The 18730-nt window shown below is 43.9% G+C and carries 12 protein-coding genes; 4 read left to right on the top strand and 8 right to left on the bottom strand.

Annotated elements, in window-relative coordinates:
- Positions 1-292 precede the first annotated feature (292 nt).
- The 3 genes from ACPEGP_RS09320 (at position 293) to ACPEGP_RS09310 (ending at position 5476) form a co-directional block, all read left to right on the top strand.
- Positions 293-2035, top strand: a complete 1743-nt coding sequence (locus tag ACPEGP_RS09320) for an FAD-binding oxidoreductase (RefSeq protein ID WP_423813230.1) — start codon at positions 293-295, stop codon at positions 2033-2035.
- Positions 2036-2059: 24 nt separating this feature from the next.
- Entirely contained in the window at positions 2060-3742 is a 1683-nt protein-coding gene (locus ACPEGP_RS09315; RefSeq protein ID WP_423813229.1) for a glycerol-3-phosphate dehydrogenase/oxidase, read from the top strand.
- A gap of 165 nt (positions 3743-3907) precedes the next feature.
- A complete protein-coding gene (locus ACPEGP_RS09310) occupies positions 3908-5476 on the top strand; it encodes an FGGY-family carbohydrate kinase (protein WP_423813228.1) in 1569 nt (522 codons plus the stop codon).
- A 78-nt stretch (positions 5477-5554) separates the two neighbouring features.
- On the opposite strand, the gene ACPEGP_RS09305 is transcribed toward ACPEGP_RS09310, so the two are convergent.
- Both ACPEGP_RS09305 and ACPEGP_RS09300 read right to left on the bottom strand, forming a co-directional pair.
- A complete protein-coding gene (locus ACPEGP_RS09305) occupies positions 5555-6718 on the bottom strand; it encodes a MalY/PatB family protein (protein WP_423813227.1) in 1164 nt (387 codons plus the stop codon).
- Between the two features lie 33 nt (positions 6719-6751).
- On the bottom strand, positions 6752-7558 hold the full coding sequence (locus ACPEGP_RS09300; RefSeq protein ID WP_423813226.1) for a crotonase/enoyl-CoA hydratase family protein: 807 nt from the start codon (positions 7556-7558) through the stop codon (positions 6752-6754).
- Positions 7559-7799: 241 nt separating this feature from the next.
- On the opposite strand from ACPEGP_RS09300, the gene rlmF reads away from it, so the two are divergent.
- Complete coding sequence (gene rlmF / locus ACPEGP_RS09295; protein ID WP_423813225.1) at positions 7800-8852, top strand: 23S rRNA (adenine(1618)-N(6))-methyltransferase RlmF; 1053 nt, start codon at positions 7800-7802, stop codon at positions 8850-8852.
- A 115-nt stretch (positions 8853-8967) separates the two neighbouring features.
- Here the strand turns inward: rlmF and ACPEGP_RS09290 are convergent, their stop codons facing one another.
- From ACPEGP_RS09290 to dnaA, 6 genes are all read right to left on the bottom strand, one after another.
- Positions 8968-9576 carry a manganese efflux pump MntP family protein gene (locus ACPEGP_RS09290; protein ID WP_423813224.1) on the bottom strand — a complete coding sequence of 203 codons (609 nt, stop codon included), beginning with the start codon at positions 9574-9576 and terminating at the stop codon, positions 8968-8970.
- 59 nt (positions 9577-9635) lie between these two features.
- Entirely contained in the window at positions 9636-11117 is a 1482-nt protein-coding gene (locus ACPEGP_RS09285; RefSeq protein WP_423813223.1) for a DUF6880 family protein, read from the bottom strand.
- A gap of 140 nt (positions 11118-11257) precedes the next feature.
- Complete coding sequence (gene gyrB, locus ACPEGP_RS09280) at positions 11258-13792, bottom strand: DNA topoisomerase (ATP-hydrolyzing) subunit B (protein WP_225211616.1); 2535 nt, start codon at positions 13790-13792, stop codon at positions 11258-11260.
- A gap of 658 nt (positions 13793-14450) precedes the next feature.
- Positions 14451-15710 carry a DNA replication/repair protein RecF gene (recF, locus tag ACPEGP_RS09275; protein WP_423813222.1) on the bottom strand — a complete coding sequence of 420 codons (1260 nt, stop codon included), beginning with the start codon at positions 15708-15710 and terminating at the stop codon, positions 14451-14453.
- Between the two features lie 80 nt (positions 15711-15790).
- Entirely contained in the window at positions 15791-16966 is a 1176-nt protein-coding gene (dnaN, locus tag ACPEGP_RS09270; RefSeq protein WP_423813221.1) for a DNA polymerase III subunit beta, read from the bottom strand.
- A 190-nt stretch (positions 16967-17156) separates the two neighbouring features.
- Positions 17157-18602 carry a chromosomal replication initiator protein DnaA gene (gene dnaA, locus ACPEGP_RS09265; protein WP_191690856.1) on the bottom strand — a complete coding sequence of 482 codons (1446 nt, stop codon included), beginning with the start codon at positions 18600-18602 and terminating at the stop codon, positions 17157-17159.
- Positions 18603-18730: the final 128 nt, after the last annotated feature.

Here is an 18730-nt window from a genome sequence, read left to right as displayed (position 1 = left end):
ATAAGAATAATACGCCAGCGCGAACCCCAATAATGCCGCTACTAAATAAAAGTCATAAATTTTTATTATACAAAAGCCGAGTCTATATGAAATATTTGTTTATATTGTGCTATGCTCAAACGATAAATATGTTTGCTTTAGGATTGGTGATTGGCATAAGCGCTTAATATCGTATGATTTTTACGATAACCCTGAGCCTAATCATTCATCTATGCTGAGTAGAAAAACTGAATCAGCTTTAACCGAATTCTTTAGTATAAAACTGTGATAACGAATCGACAGGTATGTCCCTATGAGCAAAATCAAATCTCTTATTCGTAAAACCACCAACTTTCCTGCTACCAAAAACACTGATAATAATTTAGAACCTATCCAAAAAAATAATACGGCTACTAATTCGACTGCCAATACGCCTATTGAGCAGACGCGCTGGAACGGTTGGGGCAATGTCAGTATCAATAAAACTGTCTCGCCGCATGGTGCAAAATTAATAAAATCACATATCGGTAAAACCAAAAAACTCTCCTCTGTGAGCTTACAACAGGTACTCAAAACCGTACCAAAATCACGCCTGCCTGCTGCGCTCACCGACCTTGATATCGTCTCAACTGATAAAGAAGTGAGGCTCAGACATGCGCGCGGTCAAAGCTTCCCTGATTGGATAGCGATGCATGGCGGCGACTTTGAAGTATTTCCTGATGGAGTCGCTTTTCCTGAATCGACCGCTGATGTCGAGACTTTATTAACGCTCGCCAATGAGCATGACTTAATTGTCATTCCTTTTGGTGGCGGCACCTCCGTGGTCGGTCATATCAACCCACAAAAGGGTTCACGTCCAGTCCTTACCATCGCCATGAGCAAGATGGATCAGCTGCTTGACTTAGATTTTAAGAGCCAAATCGCAACCTTTGGCGCGGGCACACAAGGGCCAGCTGTCGAAGCGCAATTGGACGCGCACGGTTACCGCCTAGGACATTATCCGCAGTCTTGGGAGCTATCAACGCTTGGTGGTTGGATTGCCGCGCGCTCTAGCGGTCAGCAGTCATTGGGCTACGGACGCATCGAGCAGCTATTTGCCGGTGGTACATTAGTCACTCCGCAAGGTGTGCTCAATATCGCCGATATTCCAGCGTCATCAGCAGGACCTGATTTGCGTGAGATGATGATGGGCACTGAGGGTCGTGCTGGTATTTTTACGACAGTCAAAATGCGTGTACAACCGCAGCCTGAGGAAGAACTGTTTAAAGTGGCTTTCCTGCCTAATTGGGAAGCAGGTAAAGAAGTGCTTAGACAAGCGGTGCAAAAAAATGTTCGCTTATCTATGTTACGTCTCAGTAATGCCGTCGAAACTGATGCGCATCTGCATTTAGGCACGTCACCGAGCCAATTTTTAGCCATTAGCACCTATCTAAAAGCCCGTGGACTAAGCTCAGATAAGGTTATGCTCACTTACGGCGTATCAGGCGATAAAGCGCAGAATAAATTGGCGCTGACACAGTTTAATAAGCTGTTAAAGCAGCACGGTAGTGTCACTGGTAAAATCACCGATATCATGGGTAGCGTGTGGGCGCATGGACGTTTTAAATTCCCTTACTTGCGTGGCACTTTATGGGACAAAGGCATCATGGTCGATACCTTTGAGACCGCGACCAACTGGAACAACATCGACGAGCAGATGCGGCAGATGCAAGAAGCGGTGCAAAACGTCTTGGCAGATGAAAATGAGGCGGTTATGGCCTTTACTCATATCTCACACGTCTATAAGCAAGGTGCAAGCCTTTATACCACCTACTTTTTCCGCGCGGCAAAAGACCATGCGACTACCTTACAGCGCTGGAAAAAAATTAAACAGGCCGCGAGTACTAGTTTAGCTAATGGTAAAGCGACCATCTCGCATCAACACGGCGTTGGCCGTGATCATGCGCCGTACCTTGCCGCTGAAAAAGGTAGGCTTGGCATGCAAGTAACCCATGATATGCTCAAAAGCTTAGACCCTGAACAGCGTATGAACCCAGGTGTATTGCTTGAGAAGTAATAAACCAATTAAGAAGAGTGAGATATGACTCAAACCAAGCAACGCCAACAAGCATTAGCGCCTTTATCTTGTGGCTCGTCTCAAGCAGAACCTTGGGACATGCTTATCATCGGTGGCGGCATTACTGGCGCTGGGATTGCGCGCGAAGCGGCACGGCGCGGTTTAGCAGTATTATTAATTGAGCAAAAAGACTTTGCTTGGGGCACGTCCAGCCGCTCTAGTAAAATGGTACATGGCGGGCTACGCTACATTGCCTCGGGTGATTACAAAACCACCTTGCTTAGCGTGCGCGAGCGTGAGCGTATGCTCAGTGAAGCAAGCGGGCTTGTGAATGAAATGCACTACGTTATGCCGCATTATAAAGGCAAGTTTCCACCGCCATGGATATTCAATACCTTGCTACGAGTCTACGATAGGCTCGCAGGCAAGCGCTACTTTACTTACTTTAAAAGAGAAGCTTTTTTAAGTTTAAATCCGCATATCAAGCAAGACAAGTTTTTGGGAGCCAGTCAATTTAGCGATGCGGTGACCGACGACTCGCGACTAGTGATGCGCGTGCTTGCTGAGGCAATTAACGACGGTGCGCAGGCGATTAACTACCTAAAAGCAGAATCGTTGATTACCAATGAACAAGGCTTGGTGGTAGGCGCAAAACTCAAAGACACTTCTTCTGAGGACAATGCTCAAAACAATATTCAAAGCAATGTTCAAAGTTACGATGTTTACGCCAAAGTGGTGGTCAGCGCGACTGGCGCTTGGGCGGATACCTTAAGGATGCAAGCCAGTAAGCAAACCGAACAAAGCTTCCATAAGCAAATCCGTCCGTCACGCGGCAGTCATTTGGTCGTGAGCAAAGAGCGTTTGCCGATCGAGCAAGCCTATACCTTTTTGCATCCTGTCGATAAAAGAGCGGTATTTGTCTTTCTGTGGGAAAATCGTACGGTACTTGGCACCACTGATTTGGATCATCCACCTTTGGACGATAGCGAGGTCGGCATCACGAATGAAGAGGTCGATTATCTATTAACGGCGACTAACGAACTGTTTAATGATGTCAAGCTTAACCGAAAAGATGTCATCAGTACGTGGGCAGGTGTGCGTCCGCTGATATCAGAAGGCGGCGATGGCAAACGCGTCAGCCCCAGTAAAGAAAAGCGCGACCACAGCGTGTGGCTCGACAATAACCTCGTCACCGTTAGCGGCGGCAAGCTAACAACCTTTCGCCTTATTGCTTTAGATGTCCTTGAAAAGTGTCAAGAAGTGCTCACCCTTGATAAGTCTGTCATTCAAAAGCAAACCTTAAATGATGATCACGTTTTTAGCAATACCGCGCCAACCAATCCTAAATTTTTTACTTTACCAAAAGCTCTACAACAACGCTTACAAGGGTTTTACGGTCGCCAGCTTGATACTTTACTTGAGCTTGCGCATGAAGATGATTTGGCTTATGTCACCGACAGCAATACCATTTGGGCAGAGATCCGTTTTGCCGCGCGCCATGAGCAAGTCATGCATTTAGATGATTTATTACTGCGGCGTACGCGCTTGGGTTTAATCCTACCGAATGGGGCAATGACGCCGTTAATTAGCGCTAGACTGAAGCAGATATGTCAGCAAGAGCTCGGCTGGAATGAGCAAAAATGGCAGCAAGAAGCCCAGCGCTATCAAAATTTATGGCAACGCTATTATCATTTGCCTGCGGCTTAGCGCTTTTCTATTATATTAATAGCCATTGCTACTGGTATAACTTTTTCTTGCTCGCTGTGCCTACGCAGACAGAGGCTGCGGAAAATTTACATCAGTAGCAAGCGATAATCATAGTGTGTTTTTATTTTGCGCTACCTATCTATTTTTACATAGTTAAGGACGACTATGACCACTACTTTTGATGCACCTATTTACTTCTTAGCCATCGATAATGGCACCCAAAGCGTCAGAGCACTTATCTTTGACCAATTTGGCACTGAGATTGCCAAAGCCCGCGTGCCTATCGAGCCGTATTTTTCAACTGAGCCCAATTTTGCTGAGCAGCACGCTGACTATTATTGGCAAAAGCTAAGCGAAGCTTGTCAGCAATTGTGGCAAAGCTGCGATATTAAACCTGAGCAAATCGCGGGCGTTAGTCTCGCCACCCAGCGCTATACCATGATATGTCTGGATAAAGATATGCAGCCACTGCGCCCAACTATTGTATGGATGGATTTACGCCGCGGCGAAACCAACGATATTGGTTTTTTAAGCCCACTAACCAAAATTATTGGCATGGGCGAATTGGTACAAGAGGCACAGCAAAAAGCCCGCTGTAATTGGCTTGCATACCATGAGCCAGAGATGTGGGCAAAGACCGCCCATTACGTCAATCTATCTGCGTATCTTACTTATCAGCTGACAGGCGAATTAGCCGATTCCAACGGCCATGCCCTAGGCTATCTGCCTTACGATTATAAAGCGCAAACATGGCTAAAACCTAAAGATTTTAAATGGCGCTTCTTTAGCTGTCGACCTGAGCAAATGCCTAAGATTGTCGCGCCAGGTCAGCCACTTGGCCGTATCAGCCCCAAAGCGGCTAAAGCCACAGGGATTTTAGAAGGCACGCCGATGATTGCTGCCGCTAGCGATAAAGCGTGCGAAGCGTTGGGGTCGGCAGGTCTCGCTGCTGACACTGCCTGTTTAAGCTTTGGTACTACTGCGACTATCAATACCACGTCGAGCCATTACGTCGAAATCCTTAAACACATGCCCGCCTACACCGCAGCCGCGCCAAACTACTACAATCATGAGTACATGATTTATCGCGGCTTTTGGATGGTCAGCTGGTTTAAAGAACAATTTGCCCACTATGAAGAGCAGCTAGCAAAGACGCAAGGCATCGATACCGAAAAGCTCCTCGATCAAGCAGTTAAAGATATTCCAGCCGGTTGTATGGGGCTGATGATGCAGCCGTATTGGTCACCTGGCGTCCGTCATCCGGGACTTGAGGGCAAAGGTGCGCTCATTGGTTTTGGTGATGTGCATACGCGGGCGCACGTTTACCGCGCTATCTTGGAAGGACTGGCTTATGAGCTTAAGCTTGGCTTTGATACCATTGAAAAGCGCACAGGCAAAACTATCAAGCACCTGCGTGTCTCAGGCGGCGGCTCTCAAAGTGACTCAGCGATGCAGCTTACTGCCGATATCTTTGGTATGCCCGCTTATCGACCGCACACTTACGAAGCGTCAGGCTTAGGTGCTGCCATCAACTGCGCAGTCGGACTCGGCGTCTATCCTGACCATGCAGCCGCAACTGAGGCAATGACTCATTTGGGCGATGAGTTCATCCCTATTGAGGCCAACATCCAACTCTACAAACGCCTTTATAATGAGGTTTATCTAAAAATGTATGAGCGCTTAAAACCTTTATATCAAAGCATACAAGATATTACTGGTTATCCTGCCAGATAATATAAAACGTCTGCGCAGCCTAGCCTTAATATTGATTAGGCATTTTGACTTTCGTAACTGGTTAACCGTCCTTATTGTTTAAGGAGTCCTATTTAAAGCGCTATGAACCCGATTTAAACCCTCTATCAATAGCGATTTAGGACACGCCACATTCAGGCGCATTTTAAGGTGCCCTTCATTGCCATATTTAATCCCTGCATTGAGCTCAACTTTGGCGGCTCGCAGCTTGTCATAAAGCGCCTGATCATCATCACCGTAAGCCGAACAATCGAGCCAAATCAAATACGACGCTTCTGGGCGCATCACCTTGATATCAGGCAGATGCCCTGCTAAAAACTCTAGCGTGATTTCAATATTGTTTTCGATATAAGCCAGCGCCTGCTCTAGCCACCCTCCACCATTTTCATAAGCGCTACGCATTACTTCATAAGCAAATAAATTGAGCTCATATTCATCATTTAACTGCTGCTGCTGACTTATTTTTTTGATTAATGAATTATCTTTAGCAAAGATCATCGAGCCTTTGATACCCGCCACGTTAAAGGTTTTGGTCATGGAGGTCAGGCTGACCACTTTGTGCTCGTAACCTGCTGCTTCTGCTAACTTTAAGAAAGGCGTAAACGTATGACCAGTCAAGGTTAAATCTTGATGAATCTCATCACTGACGATGGCGACATTGTGCTTTTTACACAGCGCCAGTAGTGCTTTAAGCTCATCAGCAGTCCAGACGCGCCCGCCCGGATTGTGCGGATTGCACAACAAATATAACTTTACCTTATGCTCGATAATTTTAGCTTCGATATCGACTAAATTCAGATGATACTTACCATCGACCTCCTTCAATAGCGATGTCACAAGTGTGCGACCGTTTTGCTCAACCTTGGTCATAAAAGGCGTATAAATAGGGTCATTAACCAGTACCGCATCGCCTGCTCCGGTAAAGACGTTCATCATCAGTGCGAGGCTTGGCACAACGCCCGGCGAAAACAAGATATTCTGCTTATCGAGTAGCAAGCCATAACGACTGCTATGCCACTGAATAATTGACTCATACAAAGCCGCAGTCGGTCTGGTATAGCCCAATATGCCATGCTGCGCGACTTGCTCAATCGCCTTTAAGATAGGCTGGGCAGTCTTAAAGTCCATATCCGCAACCCATAACGGAATCGTGTCATCGTTATAGTGCCATTTAACTGAACCGGTATTACGTCTATCAATTATCTCATCGAAGTTGTATTGCACCACTATTCTCCTAAGGGGAAAATCTTTGAATAACTAACGTCCCTGAAACTCAGCTTCCCTTCTCTCAACCATCGCCATCGCTCCCTCTTTCGCATCTTCTGAATAAAATAAATGCGGCAGATAGCCATGGATATTTGCTAGCGCCGCTTTTGCACCGTTACGACTGGCATCTTGTGCTGAGGACAGCAATCCTTGTACGCCAAGCGGAGCCGCTTTACATATCTCTTGAGCAATAGTCATTGCTCGTTCGTATTCTGTGCCACTTGCCACTACTTCGCTGACTAGATTTAACCTATCTGCTGTTTGCGCGTCAAAGGCTTTACCAGTGAGCAAATACGGCATGGCTTTTTGCCAACCTGCTGCCTGTATGAAACGTACCGTTGCGCCGCCAAACGGCATGATACCGCGCTGGACTTCCATTTGTGCAAAGTTGCAGTTATCACTTGCGATAACCACGTCACTATTTAGCATTAATTCAATCCCCGCGGTAAAGCAGGTTCCTTGTACCGCGACGACCACAGGTTTGCTGCGTAATTTGCCACCGATTCCCCACGGGTCAATCTCGTTATCATTAAACTCAAACGCGCCTTTATCCCACTTATCTTGCAACTCCATTAGATCAAGTCCGGCGGTAAAGTGCTCACCATGGGCAAATATGAGCGCACAGCGTAAGTTCTCGTCGTTTTCATAACGCGTCAGTGCTTCGGATAATTGCTTAATCATATGGCTATCAAAGGCGTTGCGTTTATCGGCGCGATTGAGCCCGATTAGGCAGATATAGCCGTCGGTTTCATAGGTGATGCGGTTATCGGTACTGGATTTATTACTTTCCGTTGTCATATTTTTATCCTTTTAAATGCATTTTTGTCATCTGCTGCGCTTATAAAATAGCCGCTTTATGCTCATTTGGCTTAGTTTCAATATAGACACCCCCATGCGATAACGCAAGGACAGATATACGCGCACAGGCAGATTGCTATTTTATTCGCCATAGGTAAATGAGTAGCCATGGATAAACCGATAGACGGGCGTGAAATCTGCTAAACTGGGTGATTATATTCAAACATTGTAGTCCGAAACTATGACCAGTAAGCCCAGCACCAATATATCAAACGCCCGTAGAGCAAATGCTAATACTCATCGCAACCGCTCACCTGAGACTGCCAAAAAGCTCGGCAAGCTACATCCGCGCAATCCGCATCAAGGGCGCTATGACTTTGCGCTATTGACCCGTGCCCTGCCGGAATTGGCTAAGCACACCATCACTAACCCGAAAGGTGAGCCGACGATTAACTTCTCTGATAGTGAGGCGGTACGCGTCCTCAATCAGGCGTTACTCGCGCATTATTATGGCGTGAAGTTTTGGGATATTCCAGAAGGCTATCTCTGCCCACCGATACCGGGTCGCGCCGATTACATCCATTATATTGCTGATTTACTGGCGCAAACCACGCACGTTAATGCTGACAATACACCGCCGACGGGTAAAGAAATTCACGCCCTTGATATTGGTACCGGCGCCAGTGCGATTTATCCAATTATCGGTAGCCAAAGCTATGGTTGGCGCTTTACCGCGAGCGATATTGACCCTATTTCGGTCAATACCGCCGCGCTGATTTGCGAAGCCAATCCAAAGCTAAAAAGTGCCGTTAAAGTGAAACTACAGCCTGAGCCTAAGTTTATTTTTAAAAACATCATCGGTCGTCAAGATTACTTCGATGTGGTCGTTTGCAACCCACCGTTTCATGCGTCATTAGAAGAAGCAATGCAAGCCAATACCCGCAAGCAGCACAACCTGCAACGCCATCGTGGTAAGAATGAAAACGAGCAAATCAGCCGCCATTCAACCAAGGCTGGAAATGCTGCGCAAAATCTCAACTTTGGTGGTCAGCATAAAGAGTTGTGGAGTGAGGGCGGCGAAATTGCCTTTTTGACCAAAATGATAAAAGAAAGTCAAGATTTTGCCGAGCACGTTGGCTGGTTTACCAGCTTGGTGTCAAAGTCAGAGAACGTGAAACCATTACAACTGTTATTAAAACAGCTTGATGTTGCGCAAATGCGCATCATCGAGATGAGCCAAGGTCAAAAGAACACCCGTGTTCTAGCGTGGCGCTTTAATATTGACGAAGCGTAATTAATAAAAAATGACTATCTAAAAAATATTTATTCAAAGTTTCACGTGAAACAAGAAAAACCGCTTTAATCATTAAGGCGGTTTTTTTATAGAGTAAGAGCTTAAGGTTAATAAACTAGCTAAAAAACATTACTTTTAAGCCAATGAGTATAAGTACTAGCCCACCAAGCGCTTCCGCCTTATCTTCAAGATACGTCCCTGATTTCTTACCCAAATAAACACCAAAAACGCTAAAAATAGCCGTGATAATAGCGATAATGAAAGACGCTAACCACGCATTAAGCGCCAACAAATTAAGCGTAAAACCAGCTGCCATCGCATCAATACTGGTGGCAATAGCAAGGGTAAACATGGTGCGATGATTGATATTTTTCTTTAGGTTGTCATTTACAGAAACTGTCTCACTATTTATATGCAGGGCTTTATCTACAACCTCTTCTCCATCTCCTAAAAACACTTCATACAGCATTTTGCTACCAAGACCGATAAGAATAAAGCCACCAATCCAAGGTGCAGCAGCAGCCAACCAGCCTAATAAAGCTGCGCCCAATAAATAACCAATCAGTGGCATCACGCCCTGCGCAATACCAAAATACAAACCCGCATAAATCGCCAAACGCAGCACATAATGACGATGCTGTTTTTGTGATTTTGCCCCTAGCCCAATCGCAACAGCAAACGCATCCATCGCAAGAGCAATGGCAAGTAATATAACTTCAATCATTTTATTATTCGCTTATTTCTGCTTATTGTCATAAGTTTCACGTGAAACACTATATCAATCTAATCGTTTACCTTTTCCCAAAAACTACGCTTTTTACCATGCTTGTCTTTAAGGGTAATGACATATTCTTTATGGGTCGCAAGTTCACTGTAAGGCTTAGACGATTTACTAATAACCGTATCAAGTTTGGTTAGACGATCGAAGTAGCGAGCGGCGTGACCATAAGCTTTGCTGCGAGAGCTGTCTAGAATATCGTTAAGTAAAGTGCGGTAAATAATAACTTGAAGTAAATCTGTCTTAGTTGGCAAATCTTTTAACATGCTTGTGAGATCTGTGTAATGCACATCAGCAAACTGGGAATGACGGGCAACTGCAACCTCATTAGCAAGCTCAATCTCTCCTATTTCTAGCAGTAGCGATGTGGCCATAAATACATTTTCTTGTTGTTCTGCCAGCTCATAAGCTCTTTTTCGCCACTTAGATTGCTGAGCAGGACTGGCCACAGCCATGATAGCTTTTAACCGCGAAGGGGTTGATTGTAGCTCAAACGCCTCGCCTAGCACCTCCATGAGCGCGTCGGTATCTTTTTGCATGTGATATATGTGACTCAGCCAATCCAAACGTCTGATCTTATCTAACAGACCATCGCTTTGCCACTCTTCATTTAAGTAGTGTAATGCCTTATCAAAAGCTCTTTGATTTAGCAGAAATGTTAGCAACTCTTCTAATCTTCGAGGATGAACCGGTCTAGTCTCTTGCATCTCAAAGAATATGGTTTCAAAAAAACCCACATCACCTAGCGCTCTTGTTAGGTTTTTTATGGCGATCTCAATTACCATTTTTTCATAGTTAATTGAAAAAGCATCATCACTTAAAGGGCTGTTTTGCCTTTCATTGAGCGTATCTTTAATTGCTTTTTTTGTTTGGATATTCTCACGCTCTTGTTGATAATCACCGATCAATCCACGTATCTCAGTCTCAGATAACAGTTGATCAATATTTTCTAATAAACTATCTTTGGTACCATAATCATTATCGTCAGCCAGCACTTTTACTTTCTTTATCCAAGCTTGACTGAGTATATCGCGCTCATCAACAGGTATGTCTCGCTTTTCTTGCTCATAGCAAGTGCTAGCCACTGCTAGCCAAAATGACGTCAAACTCCTATAAATATCACCGATATAACCGTTGGAATCATCAGCACGTTCTAGGCTAGCATTAGTAGACTCTATAAATAACTCAAGTAACGTCAAGCACTCTCGTGGTTGCGCAGGGTAAAGGCTCATTATATCGCTGGCTAAGTGCTGAAGCTCAGTAGCAAATTCACTAGATTCCCAGTAATCTACAAACTTCCTTCGTCTTCTAAGTCCTTTTAGTGTAGTGGTTAACTTTTTTATAAGTTTAGGTTTATCTGATTGTAATAGCAGACGCTCAATTTTTTTATCGAGCATTTTATCTATACCATACACCTCAGAGACAAAATCAATTAAGGTCTTTTTTGATAGTTGTGACAAATACTTCTTTTGTTCTGCGTTTAGCATAGTATTCCCTTCACTACTTTATTGATAATATTTCACATGAAAAAAGCCACCTTGCGAGCAAGATGACTTTATACCAATAAACAATTATATTCAAACTTCAAAACTATAACTTCAAGGTCTATAAACTAAAAGCTTAAAAGCTAAATATCCAAATTAGACACGGTCAGCGCATTCTCTTCAATGAAAATACGACGTGGCTCGACATGGTCACCCATTAGGCAGGTAAACATATGGTCAGCGGCAATCGCATCTTCAATTGTCACGCGTAACATACGGCGGTTTTCAGGATCCATGGTGGTATCCCAAAGCTGATCAGCGTTCATCTCGCCCAGCCCTTTATAACGCTGAATCGCCAAACCACGACGCGCCTCAAGCATCATTTGTTGCCAGAGATAATCAAAATCGCGTACTGGGATATCTTTGGTCGTACCTGCGCTTGCTTCACGGCGGATAAAGGCATCTTCTGCAAGCAAGGTATTCCATTCAGCGGATAAGCGCAGCAGCTTGGTATACTCACCTGAATTGATAAAGCTGGCATCTAACAAATAATGATGCGCCAATTGATGCACATAAACAGTGATACGCGGTAACCATTGAGCTTTGGCAGATAAAGAATCACTGTCATCAGCAGATGTTTCACTTTCATCAAGTTCTACCACTGCGGTCATACCCAATAAATCAGCAGCGGCAGCATCCATATTTTTTGGTTGCGGCGCATGGATATTGACCAGTTCAATCTCAGGATTTAAATCACTACCAAAGTGCTCAAGCTGTGTTTGTAATGACGCTTTCCACGCTTCCATTACTGACTTATCATAAGTCATATCGGTGCTAAGCTTCGGCGTATGCGTCAATGCATCCAATAATACTGCAGGATAACGAATCTGCAAACGCGCTTTGATAAGCTGGGTTTGGTTATAGTCATTGAGCAAGGTCTCAAGCGCTTGACCAGTAATAGCCGGCGCATCAGCACTGATATGCAACTTAGTATTATCGATTGTCGAGGATAATAAATACGCTTTTAAGGCTTCATCGTCTTTTAAATACAGCTCTTGACGACCTTTTTTTACTTTATAAAGTGGTGGCTGGGCGATATAAATATAACCGCGCTCAATCAATTCTGGCGTTTGACGGAAGAAAAAGGTCAACAGCAGCGTACGAATATGCGAACCATCGACGTCCGCATCGGTCATGATGATGATTTTATGATAGCGTACTTTGTCCGGATTATATTCATCCGGGCCAATGCCGCAACCAAGCGCGGTAATCAAGTTACCGACTTCAGCAGATGACAGCATTTTGTCAAAACGAGCACGCTCAACGTTAAGAATCTTACCTTTTAGGGGCAAAATTGCTTGGGTCTTACGGCTACGACCTTGCTTAGCTGAACCACCAGCAGAATCCCCTTCCACAATATAAAGCTCTGACAATGCCGGATCTTTTTCTTGACAATCTGCCAATTTACCCGGTAAACCTGCGATATCTAGCGTGGTTTTACGGCGAGTCATCTCGCGGGCTTTACGCGCCGCATCACGCGCACGCGCCGCATCGATAATCTTATTGGCAATTGCTTTACCGGCACTTGGGTTTTCAAGCAAATAGTCGTTAAACTTATCATGCATGGCCGATTCAACGGCAGATTTCACTTCGCTCGACACCAGCTTATCTTTGGTCTGACTGGAAAACTTAGGATCAGGTACTTTTACCGAGACAATCGCTGTCAAACCTTCACGCGCATCATCACCCGTGGCGACGATTTTCTCTTTTTTGAATAAGTTTTCGCGATCCATATAGCTGTTAAGACCGCGCGTCAAAGCTGAGCGGAAGCCAGATAAATGCGTCCCACCATCACGCTGTGGGATATTATTGGTAAAACACAATACTTTTTCGTTATAGGTGTCCGTCCACTGTAGCGCCACTTCGACACTGATGCCATCGTCTTGCTCGCTGGTGAAATGAAAGACTTCATTGATACCGTCTTTGCCCGCATTGATGTAGCTGACAAATTCTGACAAGCCGCCCTTGTGCTCAAACTCATGACGTTTATCGATGCGCTCATCGGTTAGGACAATGCGCACACCAGAGTTTAAGAATGATAGCTCACGTAAGCGTTTGGCTAAAATATCGTACTCAAAAATGGTACCAGTAAAGACATCGTTACTTGGATAAAAACGGATTTGCGTACCAGTTTTATTGGTCGCCTCCATCTGCTGAATATCGGCATCAGGAACGCCATCGGTATAGGTTTGATGATAATGATAGCCTTCGCGCCAAATATTCATCTCAAGCTTTTTAGACAAGGCGTTTACAACTGAAACACCGACGCCGTGTAGGCCGCCCGATACTTTATAGCTGTTGTCATCAAATTTACCGCCAGCATGCAGTACGGTCATAATAACCTGTGCTGCCGATACGCCCTCTTCTGGATGGATATCCACAGGGACGCCGCGACCGTTATCCATGACACTGACCGACTCGTCTTCATGGATAATGATATCAATTTGGTCGCAATGACCAGCCAGCGCCTCATCGATAGAGTTATCCACCACCTCAAAGACCATATGATGCAAGCCGGTACCATCATCGGTATCACCAATATACATACCCGGACGTACGCGCACCGCTTCTAGTCCGCGCAATACACGAATATCTTTGGAGCTATAATCAGAGGGCATTCCTTCAGGGGCTGCAGCAGGCGCAGTAATCTCTACAGCGCTGTCGCTCATCAATTGTTCGTGGTCGGTAGGTAATGAATCACTCATGTGTATTCCTTAATCTAGCCATTATCAGCTATATGTCATCTGCTCACCACAATGGCAACGCTCGACGACGTTATCTTAAATTTAACGTTTCATGGTCAAAATATGTAGTTATAGAGTTAGCAAAAGTTTCATCAGAAGTCGCCTAAAAGAAGATAAAACAGTAATAAAAAAGTGGACTTAAATACAGCCAATTTCTCAAAGACTGTTTTTAATATACGCTGTCATTTCTTTTACGTTTCATTAAAACAGCTTAGAAATAAGCATATATCTATCAAGCACTTAGAAGCTGAATATTATCAAAAAACCCTTAAACAATACTGATAAAAATTTATAAGATAACTTGCTGAGAACAGGGCAAAAATAAAGCTCTATTTTAACATTTTTCTGGCGCTAAGTCACTGTTTACTGACAGTTTTCTCGGTATCAAGCAAGTATTTTAGCAAGATCACTTTTCTACTACACCCACAAGCATAACAATGAAATTTTTCGGAAGATATGAAGTGTGGTTGATAAAAATGAAGCCCAAACTTAGCTGATATTCACCATCAAAACCAGTTTATAAAAGCGTTTTTTATAAACGTATTAGGCTTCCTTGTTTCACGTGAAACACGTTAGGTTCTGACCAATACTCATGCACCAACGGTAAGATATCTTCGGTTAAGCTGGTCATAAATACCTGACATGGCAGCTGCGCCAATGTCGACAACAGAATCCCTATCGCCCTAGCATCAAGTTCAGCGGTAATATCGTCTAGTAGCACTATTGGCGTAGCTCGCGCTTTATTATGGTCATTTGGCAAAATAACACTGCTATTGTCTTGCTCTATGGTATAGGTAGAAGTGTTTTCATTAAGCAATAACGGCAATTGCGATAAGCGTAGAGCGGTAATTAACAGTTTTTTCTCGCCGCGGGAGAGAACGTTAGCAGCCTGTTCTTTTATAGTCGGTAGTTTGGCCGCGGTGTCTGCTTTTTCTATGGTTTTTGATACTGCTCTCGCACTGCTGTCTGCTTCGTTGTTAGCATGCTCTGATAAATCACTAGAGCGCCAATGTACATGAATATCGGCGCGGTGATTACCTATCCGCGTATAACCTAGCTGCAAATCCTGCTCCAAACGCTCGTTAAGCTGGATATCTAGCGGGATATTGGTGTCGTAGCCAGCGTTATAGCTTAAACTTAGTTGCTCAGCGTAGGTAGGCAATAACTGCGTGATACTCTTCGCAAAGTAAGGCTGCCAATCGCTAAAGACTCGCTCACGATAATGATGAATAAGAGCCGCATGACTAGCAAGCCCTTTGTCCCATGATTTTAACTCAGTAAGCTGCACTGGCGTTAAGTAACGGCTCTTTTTTAGCAAACTATTGCGCTGTTTTAGTAAACGCTGATAAGCGACCCATTGCGGATGGAAACCCTGTTTCATGTGAAACACTAGCCAATCTAATAGCTGCCGGCGACTGGCACTGCCCTGCTCTAACATATCCATCGACGACGGATCTATCAGTAATGTGGGTAGTTGCTCGGTTAAGATACTTTGGTTATAAACCGTGGTTTGATTCAGCCGTAGAACCGTCGTCGCATCTGTTTGCTTTTGAATAGCTAAGGTATTGCTATCATTGAGCTTAGCGTGCACCGTTGCCGCATTTTGATGGTGCTGAATATAGCGTTTAGGCTGATGATGGCGGAAGCTTTTACCTCTTGAAAGCAAGAATATCGCTTCAAGTAACGAGGTTTTGCCACTGCCATTTGCACCGATAATAACGTTGCAAGCAGCAGTATTTAAACTGATCTGGGTTAGATTACGCAGGTGTGAAATTTGTAGACGTTCAATCATAAGGGTGACAGCCGCCTATATTACGCCCACTATTTAGTAAGCAAAAGTTTATTACTGTTATTTTTCATAAGGTCACCAAGTTATATACGCATAGGCATAATAACATACTGATGAAAGTCATCATTGAGCTGATTGACCAATACCGAGGCATTGGATTGGCTCATATGCATTTGCAAATCACCTTGAATCACGCCCAAAACGTCTTGTAGATACGCCGCATTAAATGACAACTCCATCGGCTCGCCTTGGTACTTTGCTTGTATCATCTCGACTGCCTCGTCTTGCTCAGCATTATTAGCGCGTACTTCTACCATACCATCGCTGGCAAAATTAAACACCACACCGCGAGATTTCTCATTACTTAAAATTGCCACACGGCGCAGCACATCAGTCATTTTTTCTTGGTTAAATAGTGCCAATTTATCGGTATTGCTTGGCATGACGCGGCGATAATCAGGGAATTTACCATCGATAAGACGCGCGGTAAAGGTCACCATTAAATCATCACTCACCTGCCCTGTACTATCGACACCACCAAAGGGTAAGCTTACTTGCAAGAATTCACGGCCAAAGCTCAGTGTCACTGCATTGTCTTTATCACCAAGCATTTTTCCCAGCTCAGAAGCCAAACGCTCAAGCTCAATCACCGCTTTACGCGGCAAAATCGCTTGCATATTTAAGTCGCTACTGACATCAATAACACTACGCGCTAACGCCAATCTGTGTCCATCGGTCGCAACTGTAGTTAACTGCTGCTGTGAAACATCAAATAGCATACCGGTCAAATAGTAGCGTACATCTTGGATGGCCATTGCAAACTGAGTTTTATGAATCAAATCGGTCAAACGACTGCGACTGATGGTCAAAGGTGTGATATTTTCAGGATTACCAAGACTTGGATAGTCCTCGCTAGGCAATGTACCTAAAGTAAAACGACTTTTACCACTGGTCAGCAGGCAACGCTCATTTTCTTGAGTGGTCAGATTGACCTGCGCTTGCGACGGCAATGATTTACAGATGTCTCTGAGCTTTGTGGCAGGTAATGTGGTGGTACCTGCTTCGATACAGGCACCAGCAGGCAATTTTAATGTCGATGTCAGCTCTACTTCTAAGTCAGAAGCAGTTAAAATAAGCGCCCCCTCAGACAATTGCAGCTTAATATTGCCCAAGATAACCATGTTGTGGCGCTTATCGGCGGCCTTGGCAATCAAGTTAATGGCTTTTAGTAACGACTCTCGATTAATCGATAATTGCATGCTTAGTTACTCTTGTTTATTAGTTGCTCTTATTAAAAGAATTTTTATACGTTTTTAAATCATAGGGTTTTAAAATAATGGCTTAATAATACCTTGTCTACTGATGATAATCCATACAGCGTCTGTCCGCTAATCATTAAAATATTATAAATCATATCGACTCGTGACAACATTATGACGCCATAAGCTTCTAACCCGCTTGCAACATCAAGGCAAGCGTTTTGTAATCCTTATCAAACGCGGGGTCAGCGGCGCGTAGCTCATTGACCTTATCACAAGCATGCATCACTGTCGTGTGGTCGCGTCCACCAAATGACTGACCAATCTCAGGAAAGCTATCACTGGTTAATTCGCGTGATAACGCCATCGCTATTTGTCGTGGTCTAGCAATGCTGCGCGTACGTTTACGACCCATGATATCTTTTACGCTTACATCGTAGTATTCGGCGACCACTTTACGAATATTATCCATATTTACCGCTTGCACACGCATCGCAACGATATCTTTTAGGGCGTATTGCACCATCTCAAGTGTAATGGGCGCTCCCGTCAAGTTGGCATTGGCAAACACTTGGTTTAATGCACCTTCTAATCGCCTGACATTAGAAACCACGTTTTGAGCGATGAATAGGGCACACTCTTTAGGCAGGCTCATGCCGTACGATGCCGCCTTTCTTTGTAAAATTTGTACTCGAGTGTCAATCTCAGGTGGATCTACTGCAACCGTCAAACCCCAAGAAAAGCGCGACCTGAAACGCTCGTCAAACTCCGTCATTTGTGATGGATGACGATCTGATGCCAGAATCAGTTGCTTATCACCGCTGGTAAAATCTGCAAATAAGGTTAAAAACTCATTACTACTTTTTGTTTTACCCGCTAATACATGAATATCATCTACAATTAATAAATCTACTTTTTTTATTTTCTTTTTAAAATCTTCTATTTTATTATTTCTTAATGAATAAACTAATTGATTAATAAATTTTTCGGAAGTGAAATAGTAGAAAGTTAGATTATTTTTTAAATAGCGATGCGCTACAGAATGCATTAAATGCGTTTTTCCCAAACCAGAAGGTCCGTATATAAATAAAGGATTGTGACGATTTTTTGATTGGCGTTTTCCAAGCTCGTAACAGGCCTTATAAGCTAAGTTATTAGACTTACCAGTGACAAAGGTTTCAAAGGTGAAGTCAGGATTCAGATAGCTTAATGATTTGGCATCGGCAGACTCAATCAGTTCTGCATGACGCATATTGGCATCGATATCCGCTCTAGCAATATCATTATGCGTACTTTGAAAATTATAATCAGTAGGGGGAGGGGAGGGCTGGTCTTCTTCAAACAATGAGCCTGACTGGGCCAGATTACTATCAACCATCTCACGGCCAGCATTATCAACACGTACAATAACGGCTTCAATACTACCTTGGCTATGTTTAGCAACCAACTGCTCGATGTCGTGTAAATGATTCTTTTTGATATAGGTTACAAAGTAATCATTAGGAGCAAGAATAATCAAGCTATTGGCTTCTTGATGTGCAGATAACGGTCTCAACCACATCGTAAAGACATTATCTTTAACATGATAACGTAAGTCGTTTAGGCATTTATCCCAAATAGTTGCTGTATCAATCATGAAAAATACTAACCCCATAGTCCAAGGTGATCGGTCAAAAGAACGTCATTTTTATAGTGTAAATTTATCAGCTTTAAGCCCCAGAAAGCCTCTTTTCTTAACAAAGATATCTTATGATCACATAACTT

The organism is Psychrobacter sp. 219-2-C, assembly GCF_049560815.1.
In the GTDB taxonomy this organism is placed as follows: Bacteria; Pseudomonadota; Gammaproteobacteria; order Pseudomonadales; family Moraxellaceae; genus Psychrobacter; species Psychrobacter faecalis.
Note: the sequence above shows the minus strand (reverse complement) of the source record. Positions and strands in the feature narration are given on the sequence as shown.

Bases quoted from the DNA above. Each gene is read 5' to 3' on its own strand.
- ACPEGP_RS09320 (WP_423813230.1), top strand. From the start codon at position 293: ATGAGCAAAATCAAATCTCTTATTCGTAAAACCACCAACTTTCCTGCT.
- ACPEGP_RS09315 (WP_423813229.1), top strand. From the start codon at position 2,060: ATGACTCAAACCAAGCAACGCCAACAAGCATTAGCGCCTTTATCTTGT.
- ACPEGP_RS09310 (WP_423813228.1), top strand. From the start codon at position 3,908: ATGACCACTACTTTTGATGCACCTATTTACTTCTTAGCCATCGATAAT.
- ACPEGP_RS09300 (WP_423813226.1), bottom strand. From the start codon at position 7,558: ATGACAACGGAAAGTAATAAATCCAGTACCGATAACCGCATCACCTAT.
- rlmF (WP_423813225.1), top strand. From the start codon at position 7,800: ATGACCAGTAAGCCCAGCACCAATATATCAAACGCCCGTAGAGCAAAT.
- ACPEGP_RS09290 (WP_423813224.1), bottom strand. From the start codon at position 9,576: ATGATTGAAGTTATATTACTTGCCATTGCTCTTGCGATGGATGCGTTT.
- ACPEGP_RS09285 (WP_423813223.1), bottom strand. From the start codon at position 11,117: ATGCTAAACGCAGAACAAAAGAAGTATTTGTCACAACTATCAAAAAAG.
- gyrB (WP_225211616.1), bottom strand. From the start codon at position 13,792: ATGCCCTCTGATTATAGCTCCAAAGATATTCGTGTATTGCGCGGACTA.
- recF (WP_423813222.1), bottom strand. From the start codon at position 15,710: ATGATTGAACGTCTACAAATTTCACACCTGCGTAATCTAACCCAGATC.
- dnaN (WP_423813221.1), bottom strand. From the start codon at position 16,966: ATGCAATTATCGATTAATCGAGAGTCGTTACTAAAAGCCATTAACTTG.
- dnaA (WP_191690856.1), bottom strand. From the start codon at position 18,602: ATGATTGATACAGCAACTATTTGGGATAAATGCCTAAACGACTTACGT.